General features: G+C 71.6%; 17 protein-coding genes. 10 read left to right on the top strand and 7 right to left on the bottom strand.

What is annotated here, in order from left to right; translation table 11 throughout:
• Positions 1–35: 35 nt before the first annotated feature.
• Together AB0I23_RS13300 and AB0I23_RS13305 are read right to left on the bottom strand one after the other, a co-directional pair.
• The gene (locus AB0I23_RS13300; protein ID WP_359109342.1) at positions 36–1,748 is read right to left on the bottom strand and encodes a SpoIIE family protein phosphatase; all 1,713 of its coding nucleotides are present in this window, start codon (positions 1,746–1,748) and stop codon (positions 36–38) included.
• An 89-nt stretch (positions 1,749–1,837) separates the two neighbouring features.
• Positions 1,838–2,014, bottom strand: coding sequence for a hypothetical protein (locus AB0I23_RS13305; RefSeq protein WP_359109343.1), 177 nt, complete (start codon positions 2,012–2,014; stop codon positions 1,838–1,840).
• A gap of 388 nt (positions 2,015–2,402) precedes the next feature.
• On the opposite strand from AB0I23_RS13305, the gene AB0I23_RS13310 reads away from it, so the two are divergent.
• Positions 2,403–2,744, top strand: a complete 342-nt coding sequence (locus AB0I23_RS13310) for a TetR/AcrR family transcriptional regulator C-terminal domain-containing protein (RefSeq protein ID WP_359109344.1) — start codon at positions 2,403–2,405, stop codon at positions 2,742–2,744.
• A gap of 99 nt (positions 2,745–2,843) precedes the next feature.
• Here the strand turns inward: AB0I23_RS13310 and AB0I23_RS13315 are convergent, their stop codons facing one another.
• Positions 2,844–2,966 (bottom strand): hypothetical protein, encoded by a 123-nt coding sequence (locus tag AB0I23_RS13315; protein WP_359109345.1) that lies wholly within the window; start codon positions 2,964–2,966, stop codon positions 2,844–2,846.
• A gap of 183 nt (positions 2,967–3,149) precedes the next feature.
• Here AB0I23_RS13315 and AB0I23_RS13320 point away from each other — a divergent pair, with 183 nt between their 5' ends.
• From AB0I23_RS13320 to AB0I23_RS13340, 5 genes are all read left to right on the top strand, one after another.
• Positions 3,150–3,635, top strand: coding sequence for a peroxiredoxin (locus AB0I23_RS13320; RefSeq protein ID WP_359109346.1), 486 nt, complete (start codon positions 3,150–3,152; stop codon positions 3,633–3,635).
• 105 nt (positions 3,636–3,740) lie between these two features.
• Positions 3,741–4,250, top strand: coding sequence for a hypothetical protein (locus tag AB0I23_RS13325; RefSeq protein WP_359109347.1), 510 nt, complete (start codon positions 3,741–3,743; stop codon positions 4,248–4,250).
• A gap of 53 nt (positions 4,251–4,303) precedes the next feature.
• Positions 4,304–5,752 carry a flotillin family protein gene (locus AB0I23_RS13330; RefSeq protein ID WP_359109348.1) on the top strand — a complete coding sequence of 483 codons (1,449 nt, stop codon included), beginning with the start codon at positions 4,304–4,306 and terminating at the stop codon, positions 5,750–5,752.
• 229 nt (positions 5,753–5,981) lie between these two features.
• A complete protein-coding gene (locus AB0I23_RS13335) occupies positions 5,982–6,452 on the top strand; it encodes a cation:proton antiporter regulatory subunit (RefSeq protein WP_359109349.1) in 471 nt (156 codons plus the stop codon).
• A 2-nt stretch (positions 6,453–6,454) separates the two neighbouring features.
• Positions 6,455–7,693: a cation:proton antiporter gene (locus AB0I23_RS13340; protein ID WP_359109350.1), complete on the top strand. Its 1,239-nt coding sequence runs from the start codon at positions 6,455–6,457 to the stop codon at positions 7,691–7,693.
• 7 nt (positions 7,694–7,700) lie between these two features.
• Here the strand turns inward: AB0I23_RS13340 and AB0I23_RS13345 are convergent, their stop codons facing one another.
• Positions 7,701–8,642: a M56 family metallopeptidase gene (locus AB0I23_RS13345; RefSeq protein ID WP_359109351.1), complete on the bottom strand. Its 942-nt coding sequence runs from the start codon at positions 8,640–8,642 to the stop codon at positions 7,701–7,703.
• Positions 8,643–8,674: 32 nt separating this feature from the next.
• On the bottom strand, positions 8,675–9,154 hold the full coding sequence (locus AB0I23_RS13350) for a BlaI/MecI/CopY family transcriptional regulator (protein ID WP_359109352.1): 480 nt from the start codon (positions 9,152–9,154) through the stop codon (positions 8,675–8,677).
• Positions 9,155–9,318: 164 nt separating this feature from the next.
• Between AB0I23_RS13350 and AB0I23_RS13355 the strand changes: the two genes are divergently transcribed.
• Positions 9,319–9,774, top strand: coding sequence for a tellurite resistance TerB family protein (locus AB0I23_RS13355; protein WP_037695660.1), 456 nt, complete (start codon positions 9,319–9,321; stop codon positions 9,772–9,774).
• A 340-nt stretch (positions 9,775–10,114) separates the two neighbouring features.
• On the opposite strand, the gene AB0I23_RS13360 is transcribed toward AB0I23_RS13355, so the two are convergent.
• A complete protein-coding gene (locus AB0I23_RS13360) occupies positions 10,115–11,671 on the bottom strand; it encodes an MFS transporter (protein WP_359109353.1) in 1,557 nt (518 codons plus the stop codon).
• Positions 11,672–11,771: 100 nt separating this feature from the next.
• A complete protein-coding gene (locus AB0I23_RS13365; RefSeq protein ID WP_359109354.1) occupies positions 11,772–12,842 on the bottom strand; it encodes a PucR family transcriptional regulator in 1,071 nt (356 codons plus the stop codon).
• Between the two features lie 297 nt (positions 12,843–13,139).
• Here AB0I23_RS13365 and AB0I23_RS13370 point away from each other — a divergent pair, with 297 nt between their 5' ends.
• The 3 genes from AB0I23_RS13370 to AB0I23_RS13380 all read left to right on the top strand — a co-directional run bounded on the left by AB0I23_RS13370 (position 13,140) and on the right by AB0I23_RS13380 (position 21,181).
• Positions 13,140–13,799, top strand: coding sequence for a hypothetical protein (locus tag AB0I23_RS13370; protein WP_359109355.1), 660 nt, complete (start codon positions 13,140–13,142; stop codon positions 13,797–13,799).
• Positions 13,800–13,889: 90 nt separating this feature from the next.
• Positions 13,890–16,004 (top strand): flotillin family protein, encoded by a 2,115-nt coding sequence (locus AB0I23_RS13375; protein WP_359109356.1) that lies wholly within the window; start codon positions 13,890–13,892, stop codon positions 16,002–16,004.
• 239 nt (positions 16,005–16,243) lie between these two features.
• Complete coding sequence (locus tag AB0I23_RS13380) at positions 16,244–21,181, top strand: DNA repair ATPase (RefSeq protein ID WP_359109357.1); 4,938 nt, start codon at positions 16,244–16,246, stop codon at positions 21,179–21,181.
• Position 21,182 lies beyond the last annotated feature (1 nt).

Genomic DNA, 21,182 nt, shown 5'->3' on the forward strand with positions numbered 1-21,182 from the left:
ACCGATCCTCGCAGCACCCACCGACAACGCGGCTGCTACCCGCTCTCCTCCCGGGTCCGCTTCCGCTTCCGCGAGGCAAGCACCGCGATGTCGTCCTCCGCGCCCGGACCGAACCTCTCCAGCACCTCGTCCAGCAGATCGTCGAGGCTTCCGCTCGCCGGCAGGGTCAGTTGTTCCAGCCGGCGCACCGATACGTCGATGTCCTCGTCCCGCCGCTCCACGAGACCGTCGGTGTACATGAACAGCACCGTGTCCGGACCGACCTTTACGGCCGTCGTCGTGTACCCGCCGAACCCGGTGCCGAGCGGCGGCCCCACCTGCACGTCGCCCACCCGGGTCCCCGCCTCGCCGGGGTCGATGAACACCGGCGGCAGATGCCCCGCGCTCGCCACCTCGCACATCCCGCCGAAGTGGTCGACGACCGCCAGCAGACATGTCGCCGCCCGGTCCGGGCCCGACCGCTCCACCATCCGGTCGAGCTGTTCCAGGATGCGGTGCGGCGGGAGGTCGTCGTCGGCGAGCAGCCGCAGCAGGGAGCGGTAGTGGCTCATCGCGACCGCCGCCTCCACCCCGTGCCCCATCACGTCGCCGATGGCCTTCAGATGACGTCCGTCCCGCAGCGGGATGACGTCGAACCAGTCGCCGCCGACCATCACGCTCCGGTCGGCCGGCAGATAGCGGGTGGCGACCTCGACGTGCGGGTGCGGCGGGCGCGGCTCGGACAGCAGGGAGCGCTGGAGCTCCAGGGCGATGGTGTGCTCGTGGGCGTATCTGCGGGCATGGTCCAGACCGACCGCGGCCCGTCCGGCGAGTTCCCGGGCGACGACGACGTCCTCGTCCGAGAACGCAGGCGAGTCCCCCGCCCGGACCAGGCTGAGGACGCCGAGCGGCCGGCTGCGTACGGCGACCGGCACGATGACCGACGAATGCATGCCGAGGGCGCGGTAGGCGGCGACCCGTCCCGGACCGGCTGCCGAGCGGCCGAGCAGATCGTCGCCGGTGAGGTTCCGGACGACGGGCTGGTTGGTCGCCAGGCAGCGCTGTACGGCCGCGCCGTCCTGGTAGTCGATGTACTCGCCGGTCAGCCCGAACTCCGCCATCCCCTCCCGCAGCCCGGGGACCGCCGCCAGTGCGGCCCGGCGCAGCCGCAGCATGCCGGGAGGCGCGGGGCGTACGGGAGGTGCCACGTCGGGCGGGAAGACCTCGGCCGCCGCGACGTCGGCCAGCGCGGGGACGACAAGGTCGACGAGCTCCGCGCAGGTGGTGTCCATGTCGAGCGTGGTACCGATCCGGGTGACCGCGGAGTCGAGAAGGTTGAAGTGGCGTCGCACCTGTTCCAGTTCGCGCTGCTCCTTGTCCGGCGCCATCACCTCCAGCACGATCCCGGCGACGCCCACCACCTGCCCTTCGACCTCCAGCCGGTGGTACGCGCCGTGCCAGTACCGCCGGGCCGTCCCGGACGCCGCGGGCGTGAAGCCGCTGGACGTGATCTCGCGGGGTTTCCCGTCGGCGAGGACCGCCCGCATCATGTCCTCCCGGGCGTCGACGTAGGGCAGGACGTCGGAGACGGCGCGGCCGAGGTGTTCGGCGGCGGGGATGCCGTTGAGCCGTGCGAGGGCCGGGTTCACGTACAGGTAGCGCAGCCGCGTGTCGAGGACGCCCACCCCTGCCGCGGTGCCGTCGAGAAGCGCCGCCAGGACTGCGAGGTCGAGCGGTGGCGGGCTGTCGGCGTGCGCATCGGCCTGCAAGGGAACCTCCTGTTGTGGGGCCCGGACCACCCGACTACCCGGTCTTCATCGTCGGTCGCCACGCCCCGCCCCGCATCCGCAGAGCGGCTTCAGTGCACGTGCCGCCCGCCCGCCGTCTCCGGCTTCCCCCGCGGCACCAGTCCTGCGGCGACGGCCGCACCGGCCGCGGCCGCCGCCGCGCAGACCGTGAAAGCGTCGGCGAACCCGCGCACCGCACCCCTTTCGATCCCGGCTGCCGCGACCCGGTCCCGCCGATCGCCGCCCATACCCCGAGCCCCTTGTTCCGCTCCGCGCCGTGGAACGAGGTGGTGACGAGGGACAGGGCGGCGGGCGACAGCAAGAGCAGCAGGCGGGGGAACGCGAAGCAGCCCCCCGGCGGGCCACGCGCCGAGGCCAAGCGGCGGGCCATCGTCAAGGCCGCCCGCGAGGCGTTCCTGCGGGAGGGGTTCGGCGTCGGGATGGACGCCATCGCCGCCGAGGCGGGCGTGTCGAAGGTGACCGTCTACAACCACTTCGGCAGCAAGGAAGCACTGTTCACGGCCGTCATCGCTGGCGCAGGACGAGCCCCTGGGCGGCCCGTCGGCCACCGCGCTGGCCGGACTCGCCGCCGCCGACGACCTGCGCACCGCCTTCGTCGAAGCGGCCCGCACCTGGGTGGCCGCCGTCCGCGACAACGCCGACGTCATCGCCCTGCGCAACCTCGTCGCCGCCGAACTGCACCGCTTCCCGGAGCTGGCGAACGCCTGGCAGGGCCACGGCCCCGAGGGCCACCACCCCGCCGTCGCCGACGCCCTGCGCACCCTCGCCGACCGGGGCCGCCTGACCATTCCGGACCTGGAGACCGCGATCATCCAGCTGTACGCGCTGCTGGTCTTCCCGCACCTGGTCTTCAGCTCGTACGGCACGGTCATCGACGACCCGGTCACGGACCGCCTGATCATCAGCGGCGTCGACATGTTCCTGGGCCACTACGCCGCGGCGGGGTCCGCCGGCTGAACGCCCCCGCTGCCAGAGGCCCGGTGCAGGATGCGGTGACGATCCGGGAGGCACCGGCGGCGGGGGACCCGGTCGGACGTGACACCGCGCCCCGACGCGTCACGTTCCCTGCCGCCCCCTGACCGCCGCGGCCACGAACTCCGCGGGCGGAAGGCAGCCGTGCGCCTCGACATAGTGGTCGATCAACTCCGGTGCAGCGTAGGCGACTCCGTCGCCCCGCACGCGGATCTCCGCACTCCCGCGCGGACTCGCGGCGCGAGCCCGTTCGCCGGCCGCGCGTTCCAGAAGCGCGGCCGGCGATCCGCCATACGTACCTCCTGGTCGCGGAAGCCACCACCGTACCGAGCATGCTGTACCGGAGCGTCGCCGAACGCCGCACATCCGTCGCACACGAGGGGACCCGCCATGGGATCGTCACCACACGTCGGCCTGCCCGTCCAGGACTTCACACTGCCGGGCGGAACGCTCGCCGGAGACACGTTCGAACGCCGCGACTACACACTCTCGGACGCCCGCGGCCGTGCCGTCGTTCTCGCCTTCTACCCCGGTGACAACACGGCCGTCTGCACCAAGCAGCTCTGCTCGTACTCCTCCGGCATGGAGACCTTCACCGGTCTCGACGCGGAGGTCTGGGGAATCAGTCCACAGGGTGTGGACAGTCATGAGTCGTTCGCCCGCACCTACGGCCTGCGGATGCCACTGCTCGCGGACACCGGGCGGGAGATCGCCCGGGCGTACGGGATCACGGCGCCCGGGATCGGGGTGCGCCGCGCCGTGTTCCTGATCGGACCGGACGGCGTGCTGCGGTGGAAGCATGTCGCGGTCCTCGGGGCCACCTTCCAGTCGCTGGACACGCTCGCCGACCGCATCTCCGGCATCAAGAACGAGTAAAAGATTGCCGGACCCCGGCAGTGTCACGGCCCGAGGGTGTATGCCATCATCCAGCCAGCTCGACGGAAACATCGGGGCGATCCGCAGATCGGGAAAGGTGATCACATGACCTTGTTTCTCGGTCTGGGCATGGCGGGGGTCGCACTCCTCGCCCTCTCCCTGATCTTCGACGGAATCCTCGAAGGGCTCTTCGGGGGCGTACTCGACGGGCTCTTCGACGGCCTCCTGTCCCTTCCCGTCATTGCCGGATTCCTCTCGATGCTCGGCTTCGGCGGCGCGATCGTGCTCGGCACCACGGGTGCCGGTACGGTCGCCGCGACCGCTGCCGGACTGGTCGCCGGACTGGTCGCGGCCTGGCTGACCTGGAAGTTCAGCCGCGCCCTGATGCGCGACCAGACCGCGGCCACACCACGGGGCGACGATCTCGTCGGCACATCCGGGTCCGTCGTCACGGCCATCCCGGCCGACGGCTACGGCGAGGTCCTGCTGCGGCTCGCGGGCCAGCCCGTGAAACTCGCGGCAAAGAGCCCGGTGCCGGTCGAACGCGGCACCGAGATCTGGGTGGAGGCCACGCTTTCGACCACCTCGGTCGCGGTCCGCCCCGTCGAGCGCTGACCACCCACTGAACCGAGCTGCCGTCCCCGATCGGGAGGCAGGGGGGACCCCTTATGAGCCCAGTTGTGACCGCCGTCGTCGGAGTCGTCGTACTCCTCGTACTCCTCGGCCTCGTGGTGATCACCCGCTACAAGGTCGCCGGGCCCAGCGAGGCCTTCATCATCACCGGCCGACGCGGCAAGAAGTCGACCGATCCGGTGACCGGACGCACCAGCATCGACAACAGCGGGCAGAAGGTCGTCGTCGGCGGCGGCGTCTTCGTCGTCCCGTTCGTGCAGCAGAAGTTCACCCTGGACCTCTCCAGCCGGCACATCCCGGTCGCCGTGCGCGGAGCCGTCACCCTGCGCGGTGTGAAGTCCCACCTCGAAGGCGTCGCGATCGTCAAGGTCGGCGGCAACGAGGACGCGATCCGGGCCGCCGCACAGCGGTTCCTGCAGCAGCAGGACGGCATCGTCGGCTTCACCCAGGAGGTGCTCTCCGGCGCCCTGCGCGCCATCGTCGGCCGGATGTCGGTCGAGGACATCATCCGCGACCGCGCCGCGTTCGCCGGCCAGGTCGCGGAGGAGGCCGAGGCCAGCCTCTCCGGCCAGGGCCTGATCCTGGACGCCTTCCAGATCCAGGACATCACCACCGAGGGCTCCTACCTCGAGGACCTCGGCCGCCCCGAGGCCGCCCGCGCCAAGCAGGAGGCGGACATCGCCGAGGCGATCGCCAAGCGCGCGTCCGAGCAGGCCCGCCTGAAGGCCGCCGAGGAAATCGCCATCGCCGAGCGGACGTTCTACCTCAAGCAGGCCGAGATCAAGGCCGAGACGGAAGCGGCGGCGGCCAAGGCCAACGCCGCGGGCCCGCTCGCCGAGGCCGCCCGCCAGCAGGAAGTCCTGGAGGAGCAGGAGAAGGTCGCCCAGCGCCAGGCGGCCCTGACCGACCGCGAACTCGACACCAAGGTCCGCAAGCCCGCCGACGCCGCCCGCTACCAGGCCGAACAGGAGGCCGAGGCCCGCCGCATCGCCCAGGTCAAGGAGGCCGAGGCGGACGCGGAACGCTCCCGCCTCACCGGTCAGGGCGAGAAGCTCCACCGCTCGGCGCTCGCCGACGCCGTTCGCATCGAGGGCGAGGCGGAAGCCGCCGCCATCGCCGCGAAGGGCGCGGCCGAGGCCGAGGCCATGCGGAAGAAGGCGGACGCGTTCGCCCAGTACGGCGACGCGGCGGTGCTCCAGATGCTGGTCGAGGTACTCCCGCACGTCGTCGCCAAGGCGGCTGAACCGCTGAGCGCCATCGACAAGATGACGGTCATCTCGACGGACGGCGCAAGCCAGCTGTCGCGCACGGTCGCGGACAACGTCACCCAGGGCATGGAACTGCTCACCGCCACGACGGGCGTCGACCTGGCGGCCCTGCTGAAGAACCTGAAGGGCGGACCGGCTTCGGACACCTCGGCGGAGATCCCGGCGCAGGCCCCGGCCACCGCATCGGCCAACGGCACGATCGAGATCACCGACTGACGCCGCTCCCGACCTCACGTGCCCGGCGGTGAGCAGCAGACCGCCGGGCACGGCTGCGTCCGGACCCCGGCCGCCTTCCCGGGGCCGCGCGCCGATCACGCCGTATCCGCGGGCAGCAGGGTTCCCGTGCGGACAACACCGGGCGGCGGAAGCCTCCGGTTAAGGTAATGGAACGTTAAAGAGATCACCAAGTGCGTCGCCGTGCCGTCGCACGCCTCGGGAGGAAGCCATGGGAACCCACCGGACCACGTTGCCCGGAGTCGGTGTGCAGTACGACTACATCACCGAGTCGGGACAGCACATCTCCGTCGTCGTCCACCACGACGGGCGCCGGTTCATCGGGTTCTACGAGCGCGACGATCCCGACTCGTGTCAGCTCTCCGTGGCTCTGACGCCACAGGAGGCGACCGGGCTCGCCCACCTCATCGACGCCGCGCCCATCGACGCCGTACGCACCGAGGGCATCGATCTCGTCACCGAGCACATACCGCTCGGGTCGCGCTCCCCGTACGGGGGCCGGCTGCTCGGGGACACCCGGGCCCGGACGCGGACCGGAGCGTCGATCGTGGCCGTGCTGCGGACGCACAGTGCGCATCCGTCGCCCGGGCCGGACTTCCGGCTGGCCATCGGGGACACGCTGGTCGTCGTCGGTACGCGTGAGGGCGTGGACGCGCTCTCCGAGATCATTGCGGAGGGCTGACCGTGCACGACACGACCGCACTGCTGGTGGAGCTCGGCTCCGTCATATTGGGGCTCGGGATCATCGGGCGGTTCGCCGGACGGATAGGGCTTTCGCCGATTCCGCTCTATCTGCTGGCCGGGCTGGCGTTCGGGGACGGGGGACTGCTGCCCCTCGGGGCCAGTGAGGAGTTCACCGCCGTCGGCGCCGAGATCGGCGTCATTCTGCTGCTGCTCCTGCTGGGGCTGGAATACAGCGCGTCCGAGCTGGTGACCAGCCTGAAGACGCAATACCCGTCCGGGGCCGTCGACTTCGCGCTCAATGCGACGCCCGGCGCGGTGGCTGCGCTGCTGCTCGGGTGGGGGCCCGTGGGGGCGGTCGCGCTGGCCGGGGTCACCTGGATCTCCTCGTCCGGGGTCATCGCGAAGGTACTCACCGATCTGGGGCGGCTCGGGAACCGGGAGACGCCCGTCATCCTCGGGGTTCTCGTCATCGAGGACCTGTCGATGGCCGTGTATCTGCCGCTGCTCACCGCGATGGTGGCCGGGGCCGGCCTGGCCGGGGGCAGCATCGCCCTGCTGGTCGCCCTCGGTACCGTCGGTCTGGTTCTCTACGTGGCGCTGCGGCACGGCCGGCTCATCAGCCGGGCCGTGTCCTCCGACAATCCGGAGATGCTGCTCCTCGTCGTCCTCGGGCTGACCGTCCTGGTGGCCGGTGTGGCACAGCAGTTGCAGGTGTCCGCGGCCGTGGGGGCGTTCCTCGTCGGGATCGCGCTCTCGGGGGAGGTCGCCGAGGGGGCCCGTAAGCTGCTGACGCCGTTGCGCGATCTGTTCGCCGCCGTCTTCTTCGTGTTCTTCGGTCTCTCCACCGATCCGTCCGACATTCCGCCCGTGCTGCTGCCCGCGCTGCTGCTGGCCGTCGTCACCGTCTTCACCAAGATCGGCACCGGGTGGTACGCCGCCCGGCGCGCCGGGATCGGGTCGCGCGGGCGGTGGCGGGCCGGCGGGACGCTGGTCGCGCGCGGTGAGTTCTCCATCGTCATCGCCGGTCTGGCTGTGGCGACCGAGCCCCGTATCGGGCCGATCGCCACCGCGTACGTCCTGATTCTCGTCATCGTCGGTCCGCTCACCGCCCGTTGGACCCAGCCCGTCGTGGCCAGGATCCGGACGTGGCGGGGCGGCGGGGGCGGTGTCTCCGGGGGCGGCGTGCCTGTCGCCCGCACGGAGATGCCCGTCGTCGAGCATGCCCCGGCCGCCGACTGAACCGCTCTCAGAGCGGGGTCGCCTCGTGCAGGATCCGTACCAGCGCCACCGTCGCGTTCAGCGACGACAGCGCCGACACCGTGGTGCCGACGGTGGCCACCAGTCCCGCGAAGGCGACGTGTGCGGACGACGGGGGCCACAGCCGGGTCGGCGGGACCGGTTCCAGGAGCGCTGCGACCCGGCGCGGGATCGGGCCCACCGCCGCGAACGCGGCGAACGCGGTCGGGACGGTCGGCGAACGGCGCGCGAAGAGCGCCGCCTTGCCGACCGCGACCGCCACCGCCCGCCGGTCACCGATCGCCTTCGCCGCCTCCTCGTCCGCCCAGCGCTCCGTGCTGTACGCCACCGCCGTACGCAGGGGCAGCAGGAACGGGTTGGCGCGCGCGGCGAGTTGGGCGGCCAGGAGGTAGCGGTGGTGGCGGGCGGTCAGATGGGCCCGTTCGTGGGCGACGAGGGCACGGCGTTCGCGGGCGTCCAGGCATTCCATCATCGCTGTCGAGACGACCACCCGGCCGGGGGCGCCGGGGAGCGCGTACGCGTACGGCTCCGGGTCCGGGAGCACGGCGACCGGGGACGACTGCGACGGGAGGGACTCCAGGGCCCGGGTCGCGCGGATGCGTTGGCGTACGTGGCGGCCGGCCGTCGCCCCGCATGCCACGAAGACCGCGGCCAGCGCCCCGATCGCGACGACGCCCGCCCGCTCCTCGTACGGCACCGCCGCCCGTACCTCCGGGTCGGACCAGCCGTCCGGCAGCGGGTTGCCCGGCAGCTGGGCCGTGCCCACCACCATCAGCAGCGCCAGGCACACCGTGCTGCACAGGGCGAGCGTCGTGCCGACGGCGGCGAGCAGGCGGGTGGCACTGCGCGGGTGCAGATGCTGTTCGGCGAGGCGCGCGACCGGCAGCGCGGTCAGCGGCAGTACGAGTGGCAGGTAGACGAAGACGCCCATCGGTCAGCTCTCAACCTTCCGCGGTACGGGGGTCATGCCGGGCCGGGACCGGGGTCGTCCGGTGTGGGCTCGGCCGCCTTCGCCAGGAGCGTGCGGAGGCGTTCCTCGTCACCGGGGGACAACGCCGAGACGAACCGGGCGAGTACGGCTTCGCGGTCCCGTTCGCCGTCCAGGACACGGCGCATCCGCAGCGCGGCGAGACCGGCCTCGTCGGAGGCCGACGTCCAGGTGTAGGAGCGGCCCTGGCGGGACCGGGTCACGCACTTCTTCGCGTAGAGGCGGGACAGGATCGTGATGACGGTGGTGTACGCGAGTGCGCCGTCGAGGCGCTCCTGCACCCAGCCCGCCGTCGCGGGTCCGCCCGCCGAGCGCAGCACGGCGAGAACCTGCGCCTCCAGTTCGCCCTGGCCGCGCTTGCGGGCACCCGGGCGTCCGGGGTTCGCCCCGGCTCCGGGCACTTCGCCGTGAGGCGGTTCGTTGTCCGGGTGGTGGCCGGCCCTGGCCGTGTCCATCGTGGTGGCTGCCCTTCTGCGATACCGCGTCTGCCACGGCGCCGGAGCATCGTACTGACTGCACGTTCGCGGACATAGTGGGCGGGCGCACGGCTCACTTCTACACGTCTGTAGAGTTGGATCTCGTTCCGGCAACACAACGCAACGCAACGTATGGAGACGTCATGGCACTGTGGGATCGGATCAAGGAATCCGCGACGACGATGCAGTCGCAGCTCGAGGCGAAGAAGAACGACCTGAAGAGCGGCGCGTTCCGGGACGCGAGCATGGCCATGTGCGCCCTGGTCGCCGCCGCCGACGGATCCATCGACCCGTCCGAGCGCCAGCGCGTCGCCTCGCTCATCGCCACCAACGAAGTGCTCCAGAACTTCCCGGCGGACGATCTGCAGCGACGTTTCAACGAGTACGTGAACAAGCTCACCGCCGACTTCGCCTTCGGCAAGGTCAGCGTCCTCCAGGAGATCGGCAAGGCGAAGAAGAAGCCGGCCGAGGCGCGTGCGGTCATCCAGATCGGCATCGTCATCGGTGGAGCCGACGGCGACTTCGACAAGACGGAGCAGGCCGTCGTGCGGGAGGCGTGCTTCGCACTCGACCTTCCGCCGCACGAGTTCGACCTCTAGAACGCCTCGAGAACCGCCAGGTTCTCAACGGCCCCTCCGACCGCCGGGAGCACTCCGCGGTCCGACTGACCATCGGACCCGCACCCGGCCGGGCCGGGGAATCGCAACTCCCCCGTACGATTCCCCGGCCACCCACTCCCAGGACCCCGCCTCCGTGTCGCGTATGCATCGCGTCATGGGTGCGGGGTCCTGCATCAAGTAACAACCCGGCCGGCAGGCCGCCGGTCGTCACCGCGACGGACGGGACCGCGCGGAGGCCCGTACCCCGTGAGTCGCCGGACGACAGGCAACGGCGGGACGGCGGGGAACGGGGCGAGGTCCGGGGGAGTCGGCCCGGTCGTCAGGCGCGGACCGGCGCCGACTCCTCCACCACCTGGAGCCGGGGTGCGCCCCTGCGGTACAGGACCGCCGTCACCAGCAGCCCGACAAGGAAGAAACCCGCCGACCACCAGTACGCGGTGGAGTAGCTGTGGAGCTGGGCCTGGGCGACATCGGCGGGGGTCGGCGGGCGTTCGGCCAGGTAGTTCACGGCGGCGCTGGTGGCGAGGGTGTTCAGCAGCGCCGTGCCGATCGAACCGCCCACCTGCTGGCTGGTGGTGACCATCGCCGAGGCCACACCCGCGTCGCGGGCCGCCACCCCGTACGTGGCCAGGTTCATCACCGTGGCGAAGACCGCGCCGAGGCCCAGGCCGAGGACGAGCAGGGCGGGCAGCACATGGGTGAGGTAGCTGCTCGTCAGGCCCAGGCTCGTCATCCACACCATGGCGGCCGCGGCGATGCCCATGCCGAGCGGCACGATCGGTTTCGCGCCGAACCGCGGCACCAGCACATTGGTCGTCGTCATCGACGTCGCGATCATCAGGGCGACCATCGGGATGAACGCGAGACCGGTGGAGACCGGCGAGTAGCGCAGGGTCCTCTGCAGGTAGTACGTGAGGAACAGGAACACGCCGAACATGCCGCCGCCGGAGATGAACATCGCAAGGTACGACGCCCCGCGGTTCCTGTTCAGCACCACCCGCAGCGGCAGCAGCGGATGCGCGGCCCGCGTCAGCCACCAGGCGAACGCCGCCAGGAGCACACCGCCCGCCAGCAGGAAGCCCCAGGTGTCCGGTGAACCCCAGGGATGCGACTCGGCGTTGGAGAAGCCGAACACGATGCAGAAGAGCCCCGCCGAGACCAGGGCGACGCCCGGGACGTCGAGCCTGGGGCGGTCGGCGGGGGCACCGGCGGCGAGCAGCCGGGTGCCGCCGACGAAGGCGGCCAGGGCGAACAGCAGGTTCACGTACAGGCACCAGCGCCAGTTCAGGTACTCGGTGAGGATCCCGCCGAGCAGCAGCCCCACCGCGCCGCCCGTCCCCGCGATCGCGCCGTAGATCCCGAACGCCTTGGCGCGCTCCTTCGGGACGGTGAACGTCGTGGTGAGGAGGGAGAGCGCGGCCGGGGCGAGAAGCGCGCCGAACATGCCCTGGAGTGCGCGGGCGAAGACCAGGACCTCGAAACTCGGGGCGGCGCCGCCGATCGCCGACGCGACCGCGAAGCCGATCAGACCGGTCAGGAAGGCGATCCTGCGGCCCACCAGGTCGGCCAACCGGCCGCCGAGCAACAGCAATGAGCCGAAGGCCAGGGCGTACGCGGTCACGATCCACTGGCGGTCGCCGTCGGAGAAGCCGAGGTCCTGCTGGGCGGAGGGCAGGGCGATGTTCACGATGGTGGCGTCCAGCACCACCATCAGCTGGGCCAGACCGATCACCGCCAGCACCCACCACCGGCGCGACGGGCCGCGCTCACGGCCGGATGCGGGGCGGGACGACGGGGAGGTGGCGGTCCCTCTCGTGCCACTCGCGGAGGGCTCCCCCTCGAAAGACTCCCGCGCATGACGTGAGTGACGAGCCATGGTCCGGGTCTCCCTCGGTGCGCACCCCCGTGATCCCCCGCACCTCACGCTAAAGGCAGGTCCGCCTCCCCGCATGCGGGGAGGGGCCTCGGCCGGACCGTCAGAGTTCCTTGGCGGGCCAGTCCAGCAGCCGAGCGCCGATCACCGCGGTCTGCAGCGTGTAGCGGTGCGTCGGGTCGGACGGATCGGAGCCGGTCAGCTGATGGATGCGCTCCAGCCGGTACGTGAGCGCCCGCACGCTCAACGCCAGCCGTCGGGCCGTCTCGGCCGCGACACAGCCCGCGTCGAAGTAGGCGACGAGCGTCTTCAGCAGCGGCTCCGCGCCTCCGCGCGCCTTCTGGAGCGGGCCGAGCTCACTGCGCACCAGATCGGCCATCGCCTGCCGGTCCCGGGTCAGCACCGGATAGACCAGCAGGTCGGCGGCGTACAGCACCGGATCCTCCAGGTCCATCCGGTCCGCGAGGTCGAGCGCGTCGAGCGCCTCGTCGTACGACTGGACAACGCCGCCCGGGCCCTGGTGCGGCCGGCCGACCGCGACCCGGCCGCCGTCGGTCGCCGCGTGCGCCTGCTTGGCGAAATAGCGCAGGACGTCCGGCTGGGCGTCCGGGGCGATGCAGACCAGGCGCCCGTCCTTGGTCGTGAGGAGGATCTTCCGGCCGTCGAAGCGGGCGAGCAGCGCCGCCTCCACCATGCGGGGCACCGCATCCGTCTCGGTGTACGCCTCCGGGCCCGTCGCCACCGCGACCGCGTGGGCCCGCGACAGCCGCAGCCCGAAGCGGGTGGCCCGCTCGGCGAGCCGGCCCAGGTCGCTGCGCCCGTACAGCAGGTCGTCGATGAACTCGCGGCGGGCCGCCTCCTCCCGCCGTACGGTGAGCCGCTGGGCGCGTTCGAACCCCTCGGCGAACGCGTCGACGGCCTGCTCGACCGCGGCCAGCACATAGTCGGTGGAGGCGGGGTGCGCGGCAGCGGCGAGCGGCCAGGCGGTGCGGGTCGCCGCCAGATGGAGACCGACCAGGGCGCGCAGCTGGAATCCCGCCTCGGCCGCCTTCCGGCCCAGGGCGCGGCCGGCGTCCAGCTCGTCGCGGGTCAGCCGGCGGCCGGTCGCCGCGACCTCCCTCAGGATGTGGGTGTACTCCCCCAGATACTCGTCGGGAATCTCCGGCTCCGGCACGCCCACGCCTCCAGTCCTGATGCGTCACTGACACCCACTCAACGCATAGGAACAGGTGTCGGTGCCCGGCATCAAAAGCAGACAAAGATTGCCGGATTCCGGCAGTGCGATGCGACGAGGTCGGCTGTCATGATCAGGCCCAGCACCAACCGGGGAACACGGGGGAGCACGGGGGTTACGGGGACGGGGGACGACCCGGTAGCCGCGACGCCGCATGTCGGCGGCGCCGCGGCACCGGAGTCACCGCCGGACTCCCCGTCCGTCGCACCCCCAGGGACAGGCAGGGGGAGTGGACCGATGCAGGAATTCCTGAGCGCCGCACTCTCCTTCCCCGCCGTCCTCTTCGGCGCCGCCCTGATCGTCGTCGTCTGCTTCTGGCTGCTGGTCCTGGCGGGTGCGGCCGACCACCACGCCTTCGACGCCGACCTCGACACCGAGCTGGCCGGGATCGGCGGTGTGCCGGTCGCCGTCTCGGTGTCCGTGATGGTCGTCGTCGCCTGGTTCACCAGCCTGACCGGTTCCGTCCTGCTGCGCCGCAGCGCGGTCACCGGCACCGCCCGGGCCGCGCTCGCCTGTGCCGTGCTCGCCGGGGCGCTGCTGATCTCCTGGGCCGTGGTCCGGGTCCTCGTCCACCGCTACCGCCGCCACTTCCCGGCCGAACTCCCGCCGTCCCGGCAGGACTTCCTCGGCCGCGTCTGCACCGTCCGTACCGGCTCCGTCAGCTCCGACTTCGGCCAGGCGGAGGTCGCGGCGGCCGACGGTTCGACCGCGATTGTGCAAGTCAGGCAGTTACGGCAGACCGATGAAGCGGTGTTCACCGCCGGCAGCGCTGCGCTCCTGTACGCATACGACGACGAGGGCGAGTTCTTCTGGGTCTCGCCGTACGACGTGGCACTCGACCCCGGACCGCCGAAGCCCCCACGGCCGCTTCCGCGCACCCGACGCCGTACCCGCTGAGCCGCCCGCCCCGCCGGCCGGGTGCCCGGCCGCCCGCCCCGCCGGGCACCCCGTACCTCTCACCTTCCTCACCAGCCGCCAAGGACTGTCATGGATGCCATCTCCCTGGGCTTCGGTGTGCTCGTCGCCGTGGTCCTGCTCATCGCCATCGCCCTGCTCCTCGTCATCAGCCGGCTCTTCCGCAAGGTCGAACAGGGCAAGGCCCTGATCATCTCCAAGACCAAGAAGGTCGACGTGACCTTCACCGGAGCCGTCGTCCTGCCGGTGCTGCACAAAGCCGAGTACATGGACATCTCGGTGAAGACGATCGAGCTGCGCCGCACCGGGCGCGAGGGCCTGATCTGCCAGGACAACATCCGCGCCGACATCCACATCACCTTCTTCGTACGGGTCAACAAGACCGTCGAGGACGTCATCAAGGTCGCCCAGTCCATCGGCACCGAGCGGGCCAGCGACAAGGTCGCCATCCAGGAGTTCTTCGCCGCGAAGTTCGCCGAGGCACTCAAGACGGTCGGCAAACAGCTGGACTTCGTCGATCTCTACACCAAGCGCGAGGAGTTCCGGGACCGCATCATCCGGGTCATCGGCACCGATCTGAACGGCTATCACCTCGACGACGCGGCGATCGACCACCTGGAGCAGACGCCGATGGCGCAGCTCGACGGCGCCAACATCCTCGACGCACAGGGCATTCGTAAGATCACCGAACTGACGGCGATCGAGCACGTGCGCACCAACGAGTACCAGCGCACCGAGCAGAAGGAGATCACCCGGCAGAACGTCGACGCCCGCGAGACCATCCTGGAGCTGGAGCGTCGGCAGGCCGAGGCCGAGATCAAGCAGCGGCGCGAGGTCGAGACGCTGCGGGCCCGCGAGGAGGCGGCGACCGCCCGGGTCCAGGAGGAGGAACGGCTCGGCGCGCAGGCCGCGTTCATCCGTACCGAGGAGCAGCTCGGCATCCAGCGCGAGAACCAGGCGCGGGAGGTCGCCGTCGCACAGAAGAACCGCGAGCGGGTCATCGCGGTGGAGAACGAGCGCATCGAGAAGGACCGGCTGATCGAGGTCATCGGCCGCGAACGGCAGACCGAACTGAACCGGATCGCCGCGACGAAGGAGGTCGAGGCCGAGCGCCGTGAGGTCGCCGATGTGATCCGGGAGCGGATCGCGGTGGACCGCACGGTCGCCGAACAGGAGGAGTCGATCAAGACGCTGCGGGCGGTCGAGGAATCGGAGCGCACGCGCAAGTCGGTGATCATCGCCGCCGAGGCGGAGGCCCAGGAGAAGCTGGTCAAGGACATCAAGGCGGCGGAGGCGGCCGAGGTGGCGGCCACGCACCGGGCGGCGGAGCAGCTGACACTCGCCGAGGCCCGGCTGAAGAGCGCGGACCTCGACGCCCGGGCCAAGCTGCGGCTCGCCGAAGGCGTCCAGGCGGAGTCCGCGGCGCCCGGACTTGCCGACGTGCGGGTACGGGAAGCGGCGGCCGATGTCATCGAGAAGACCGGTCTCGCCGAGGCCGAGGCCACGTCCGCCCGACTCAAGGCCGAGGCGGAAGGTGCGCGGCTGAAGGCTCTCGCCACGGCCGAGGGCACGCAGGCGCAGGCCACGGCGGACGCGGCGATGATCGGCGAGAAGCTGAAGGCGGAGGCGGCCGGGCTCACGGAGAAGGCGGCCGCGATGGCGGCGCTGGACGACGCGTCGCGCGGGCACGAGGAGTACCGGCTGCGGCTCGCCGCCGAGAAGGAGATCCGGCTGGCCGGGCTCGATGTGCAGCGGCAGGTCGCCCAGGCCCAGGCAACGGTCCTGGCCACCGGTCTGGAGAACGCCGACATCGACATCGTCGGCGGGGATTCGGTCTTCTTCGACCGGCTCGTCTCGTCGATCTCGCTCGGCAAGAGCGTGGACGGGTTCGTGGAGAACTCGGACACGGCGAAGGCTCTCGCAGGTCCGTGGCTGAACGGGTCGTCCTCGTTCACCGACGACCTGACGCGGGTGCTCGGGTCGGTCTCGACGGGCGATGTGCAGAACCTGACGGTGTCGGCGCTGCTGATGCGGATGCTGGCGGCGCCGGGGATGGGTGCGGATGCCGGACAGATCCGCCAGCTCCTGGACTCGGCGCGAAAGCTCGGTCTGGCGGACCTGCCGGTCGGGGCGTCGGCGGATGCCCCTGACGTACCGGCGTCGCGCAATGGGACGCCCGTGGCGTAGTGGCGTCAGGCCGAGCCCGAGCACCGGGGTGGCCGCTCCCTCCTCACAGGCCGGACGGGCCTGAGGGGACGGCCACCTCCCGACCGCCCACCAGCGCCTCGGGCCCAACCGGTCACCGTTCCGTCCTCAATCGCCGGACGGGCCCGAGCGGGCGGCCACTTCAAGCCCGTCCGGCCTTGAGGACACAGCGCGGCCGGAGGCCGCGCCACCCGACCCACATCTCGCAGGGAGCTGTGCGCATGGACACCGACCCCACCTCCACCGTGGACGCCGGCACCTACGACGTACTGCGGCGCCGCCTCACCGCACAGGCCACCGAGCTCACCCACCGCGCCGGAACACTCAACACCCGCCGCAGCGAGGAGTTCGGTTCGACGCAGCTGAGTCTCCTGGCCACCGAGCAGACCCGTACGGAGCATCCCTCCGTGCCCCGCGATCTCATCGCCGTGGGCGGGCAGTTGCTGTTCGGCTTCGAGCGAGGACCGGGAGCACGCGGCGACGCCGAGGTCGGGGAGGTACTCACCCTCTACGGACCCGACCTGACACCGGGCCGGGACGCCCTCCTCGCCGACGAAGTCTTCGTACGCGAATTCACCACCCTGCACCGCTACTACCGCGACGCCCGCCTGCTCCGCCTCCGCCGCGTCGACGGGCGGCTCCTCGCCGTGTTCCGTACCGGCGAGACCGCCGACGACATCCGCGTACTGCGCTGGGCGCTCGCCCCGGACGGCTCGCCCGGCGCGTTCCTCGACGCCCGCGGCGACCGCGACCACGTCTTCCCGCCGTCGCACGACTTCACCTGGACCGCAGCGGGTCGCGAGTCGCACGTCCCCGGCCGCCATCCGCACATCGCGATCGGCGGCAGCGGCGCGCTCTTCGTCGACACGCTCGGCGGCACCCTGACCGTCAAGACGGCCGACGACACCGACACACCGCACGGGATCTACGAGGAGCCGGTCGCCGAGCCCCTCCAGTCCCTCGCCGACGCCGACGTCGAGTACGCCGAGGTCGGCCCACTGATCCTGCTGCGGATCCGCCCGTACAACGAGGACGCCTGGCGTCACCTGGTCTTCAACACGCTGCTCTCCACCGTGCAGCGCCTCGACGCCATCGGGCCCGCCTGCCGCCGCCTGCCGGAGGACCAGGGGATCATCTTCCCCGGCGGCACGTACCTCACCACCGGCGCCGCCAAGACCTTCGACCTGGCAGAGCCGCTCGCCGACCCGGTCTTCGAGGGGGCCGTCCGCTCCCCCAACGGCGAGGACGTCCTCTATCTCTTCCGCTCCCGGGACGGCGGCCGCGGCCTGCTCCTCCCCTACAACCTGATCCGCCAGGAGGTCGCCACCCCGCTGCTCTGCCGTGGCCACGCGCTGCTCGACGACGGCACCCTCGTCCTCCTCAAGGACACCGCGTCGACCGAGCCGGCCCGTGTGCACACGGTGCAGCGCTGGCGGACCCCGTACGTCTCCGACACCCATGCCGCCTCCCGCCCGGCCGGGACGGGTCCGCTCGCCCGGGTCGGCAACGCCGATCTGGTACGCGGCATCTCCGACTGTCTCGCCCTGGCGAACAGCGCGACGCGGACCATGCCGACCACGGCCGTGTACGCCCGGCTGGTCGCCGACTGCATCCGCACCACCGACCGCTACCACTGGCTCACCGACCCCGAACTCGGCTCGCTCAACGACCCGTTGACGGCCCTCCACGACACCGCACAGCAGGTCCTCGCCGAGTTCGAGACGGTGCAGGAGCTGACCCGGCAGGCCGCCGACGCGCTCACCGGGGCGGCGGACCGCCTCACCGCGCTCGTCCGTCGCATCCGCGGCGAAGCCCCGCGCTCGGCCGCCGCCTGGGTCTCCCAGATCACCGAACTGCGCCGCTCACACGGCCACTTGGCGACGCTCGGCGAGATGCGGTACGCGGATGCCGACCGGATCGCCGAGCTGACGGAGGCCACCGCCGCCGATCTCGCCTCGGCCGCCCAGCGCGCGGTCGCGTTCCTGAGCCGGGACGACGCGTTCACGGGCTACCACCAGGACATCGAGCAGCTCACCGCCGACGCGTCCGCGCTCGCCACCGTCGCCGACGCCACCGCGCTCGGCGACCGGCTGACCGAGATGACGGACGGGCTGGCGACGGTCACCGATGTCGTCACCGGGCTCGACATCGGGGACGCGACGGTCCGCACATCGATCCTGGAACGGATCGCCGAGGTCCTCGGCGGTGCGAACCGGGCCCGCGCCACCCTCGACGCACGCCGCCGCGAGCTCCTCGATCACGAGGGGCGGGCGGAGTTCGCCGCCGAGTTCGCCCTGCTCGGGCAGGCGGTCACGGGCGCGCTGGCGGCCGCGGACTCCCCCGACGCGTGCGACGAACAACTGGCGTGGCTGCTGCTTCAGTTGGAGAACCTGGAGTCCCGGTTCGCCGAGTACGACGACTTCCTCGCCGAGCTGGCCGAGCGGCGGACCGAGGTGTACGAGGCGTTCTCGGCCCGTAAGCAGACGCTGCAGGATGCCCGTGCACGCCGCGCCGAACGGCTGGCGGACTCGGCGGCCCGGGTCATGGAGACAGTCTCCCGGCGTCTGTCCGCCCTCCCGGACCTGGACGCCGTCCACACGTACTTCGCGTCCGACCCGATGGTCGCCAAGGTCCGGCGCACGGCGGACGAGCTGCGCGGGCTCGGCGACCCGGTGCGGGCCGAGGAGCTCGACGGATGGCTGAAGGCGGCCCGCCAGGAGGCGGGGCGGGCCCTGCGCGACCGCGGCGAACTGTACGCGGACGGCGGGGCGACGATCCGGCTCGGCCGGCACCGGTTCGCAGTGAACACCCAGCCGTTCGACCTGACGCTCGTGCCGTCCGGGGACCGGCTCGCGTTCGCCGTCACCGGAACCGACTACCGGGCGCCCGTCACCGACCCTGCGTTCGAGGCGACCCGCCCGTACTGGGACCAGCTGCTGCCCTCGGAGTCCCCGTCCGTCTACCGCGCCGAACACCTCGCCGCCCGCCTCCTGGACGAGCACGGCGCGGACGCGCTGGCCGCGCGCGAACCACTCGAACTTGCCCTGCTTGTCCGGGAGTCGGCTGCGGCCGCGTACGACGAGGGATATCAGCGCGGCGTCCACGACGAGGACGCCACCTCCATCCTGACCACACTGCTGCGACTGCACGCCGGCGCCGGTCTGCTGCGCGTCCCGCCCTCCGTACGGGCGGCGGCGCAGCTCTTCTGGACGCACGACACGGACGACGCGCTCCGCGCCTCGTGGACGCGCCGGGCCACCTCCTTGGCCCGGGCCCGTGAGACGTTCGGCCTGGCGCCCGCGATCAGCGCGCTCCAGGAGGAATGGGCAACCAGGATCGGGACCGATGACGGGCACGCCACCGCCGCGTACCTCTTCGAGGAGCTGACCTCCGGGCCCGCCGGGTTCGTCACGAACGCGACCGCCCGCACCTTCCTGGACAAATTCCGCCGCACGACCGGCACGTCGGCGTACGACGAGGATCTGGACGCCCTCCGCGACGACCTCCCCGCGCGCCGCCAGCTCGTCGAGGGCTGGCTGACCTCGTACGCCTCCGCGAGCGGAACGGACATCCCGAGCGGTGATCTCGCCGAGGCGGTCGCCGTCGAACTCTGCCCGGAGCCGGAGCTCACCCGCTACGACTGCGAGGCGCCGCTCTCGGCGACCGTGGACGGCCTGCTGGGCACCCACCCGCGCATCGACCGCGGCCGGCTGACCGTCCGCCTCGATGAACTCCTCGCCCGCACGGAGCGGTTCCGTGCGAGCACTGTCCCCGGCTTCCGCGCCTACCAGCGAAGCCGCACCGCCCTCGTCACCGCCGAACGCGCCCGGCTGCGGCTCGACGACCACCGGCCGCGCGTGATGTCCGCGTTCGTCCGCAATCAGCTCCTCGACGAGGTGTACCTGCCGCTGATCGGCGACAGCCTCGCCAAGCAGCTCGGCACGGCCGACGCCGACCGGCGCACCGACTCACAAGGCCTGCTGCTGCTCGTCTCGCCGCCCGGCTACGGCAAGACGACGCTCATGGAGTACGTCGCCGACCGGCTCGGCCTGGTCCTCGTCAAGATCAGCGGTCCGTCGCTCGGCCACGACGTGACCTCCCTCGACCCCGCGCAGGCGCGCAGCGCGACCGCCCGTCGAGAGGTCGAGAAGATCAACTTCGCGCTGGAGGCGGGCAACAACACGCTCCTCTACCTGGACGACATCCAGCACACGTCACCCGAACTCCTCCAAAAGTTCATCCCCCTCTGTGACGCCACCCGCCGCATCGAGGGCGTACGGAACGGCGAGCCGCGCAGCTACGACCTGCGGGGCAAGCGGTTCGCGGTGTGCATGGCGGGCAACCCGTACACCGAGTCCGGCGAACAGTTCCAAATCCCGGACATGCTCGCGAACCGGGCCGACGTGTGGAACCTGGGCGAGGTGCTGAGCGGCCGCGACGACGTCTTCGCGCTGAGCTTCATCGAGAACGCGCTGACCGCCAACCCGGTGCTGGCCCCCCTCGCCGGCCGCTCCCGCGAGGACCTCGCGCTACTCGTCCGCCTGGCCTGCGGCACAGACCCCTCGACGCGCGCGGACCACCTCGACCACCCGTACACCCCCGCCGAGCTGGACAGGATCACCGCGGTCCTGCGTCACCTCGTGACCGCCCGCGACACCGTTCTCGCCGTGAACGCCGCGTACATCGCCTCAGCCGCCCGGACCGACGCGACGCGCACCGAACCGCCCTTCCGGCTGCAGGGCTCGTACCGCAACATGAACAAGATCGCCGAGCGGATCGTGCCCGTGATGAACGACGCCGAACTGGCCGCCGTCATCGACGACCACTACGCGGGCGAGGCCCAGACACTCACCACCGGCGCCGAGTCCAACCTCCTGAAACTGGCGGCCCTGCGTGGCACCCTCACCGCCGAGCAGGCGGACCGATGGGCGGCGATCACCGCTTCGTACGTACGCACCCAGGCACTCGGCGGCCCGGACAGCGCTTCCCCGGCCTCTCGGCCCCATTCGAGCAGCGCAGACGCCGTCTCGCGGGCGGTCGCGGCGCTGGGCCTGCTCGCCGACCGGATCGCGGCGGTCGAGGCGGCGATCGTCCGGGCGTCGGAAGGGTCACAGGTACCTGGAGTCGGTGGGCGGGGCATCACCGACCGGCCCGAATGAG

Source organism: Streptomyces atratus, assembly GCF_040655115.1.
In the GTDB taxonomy this organism is placed as follows: Bacteria; Actinomycetota; Actinomycetes; order Streptomycetales; family Streptomycetaceae; genus Streptomyces; species Streptomyces atratus_D.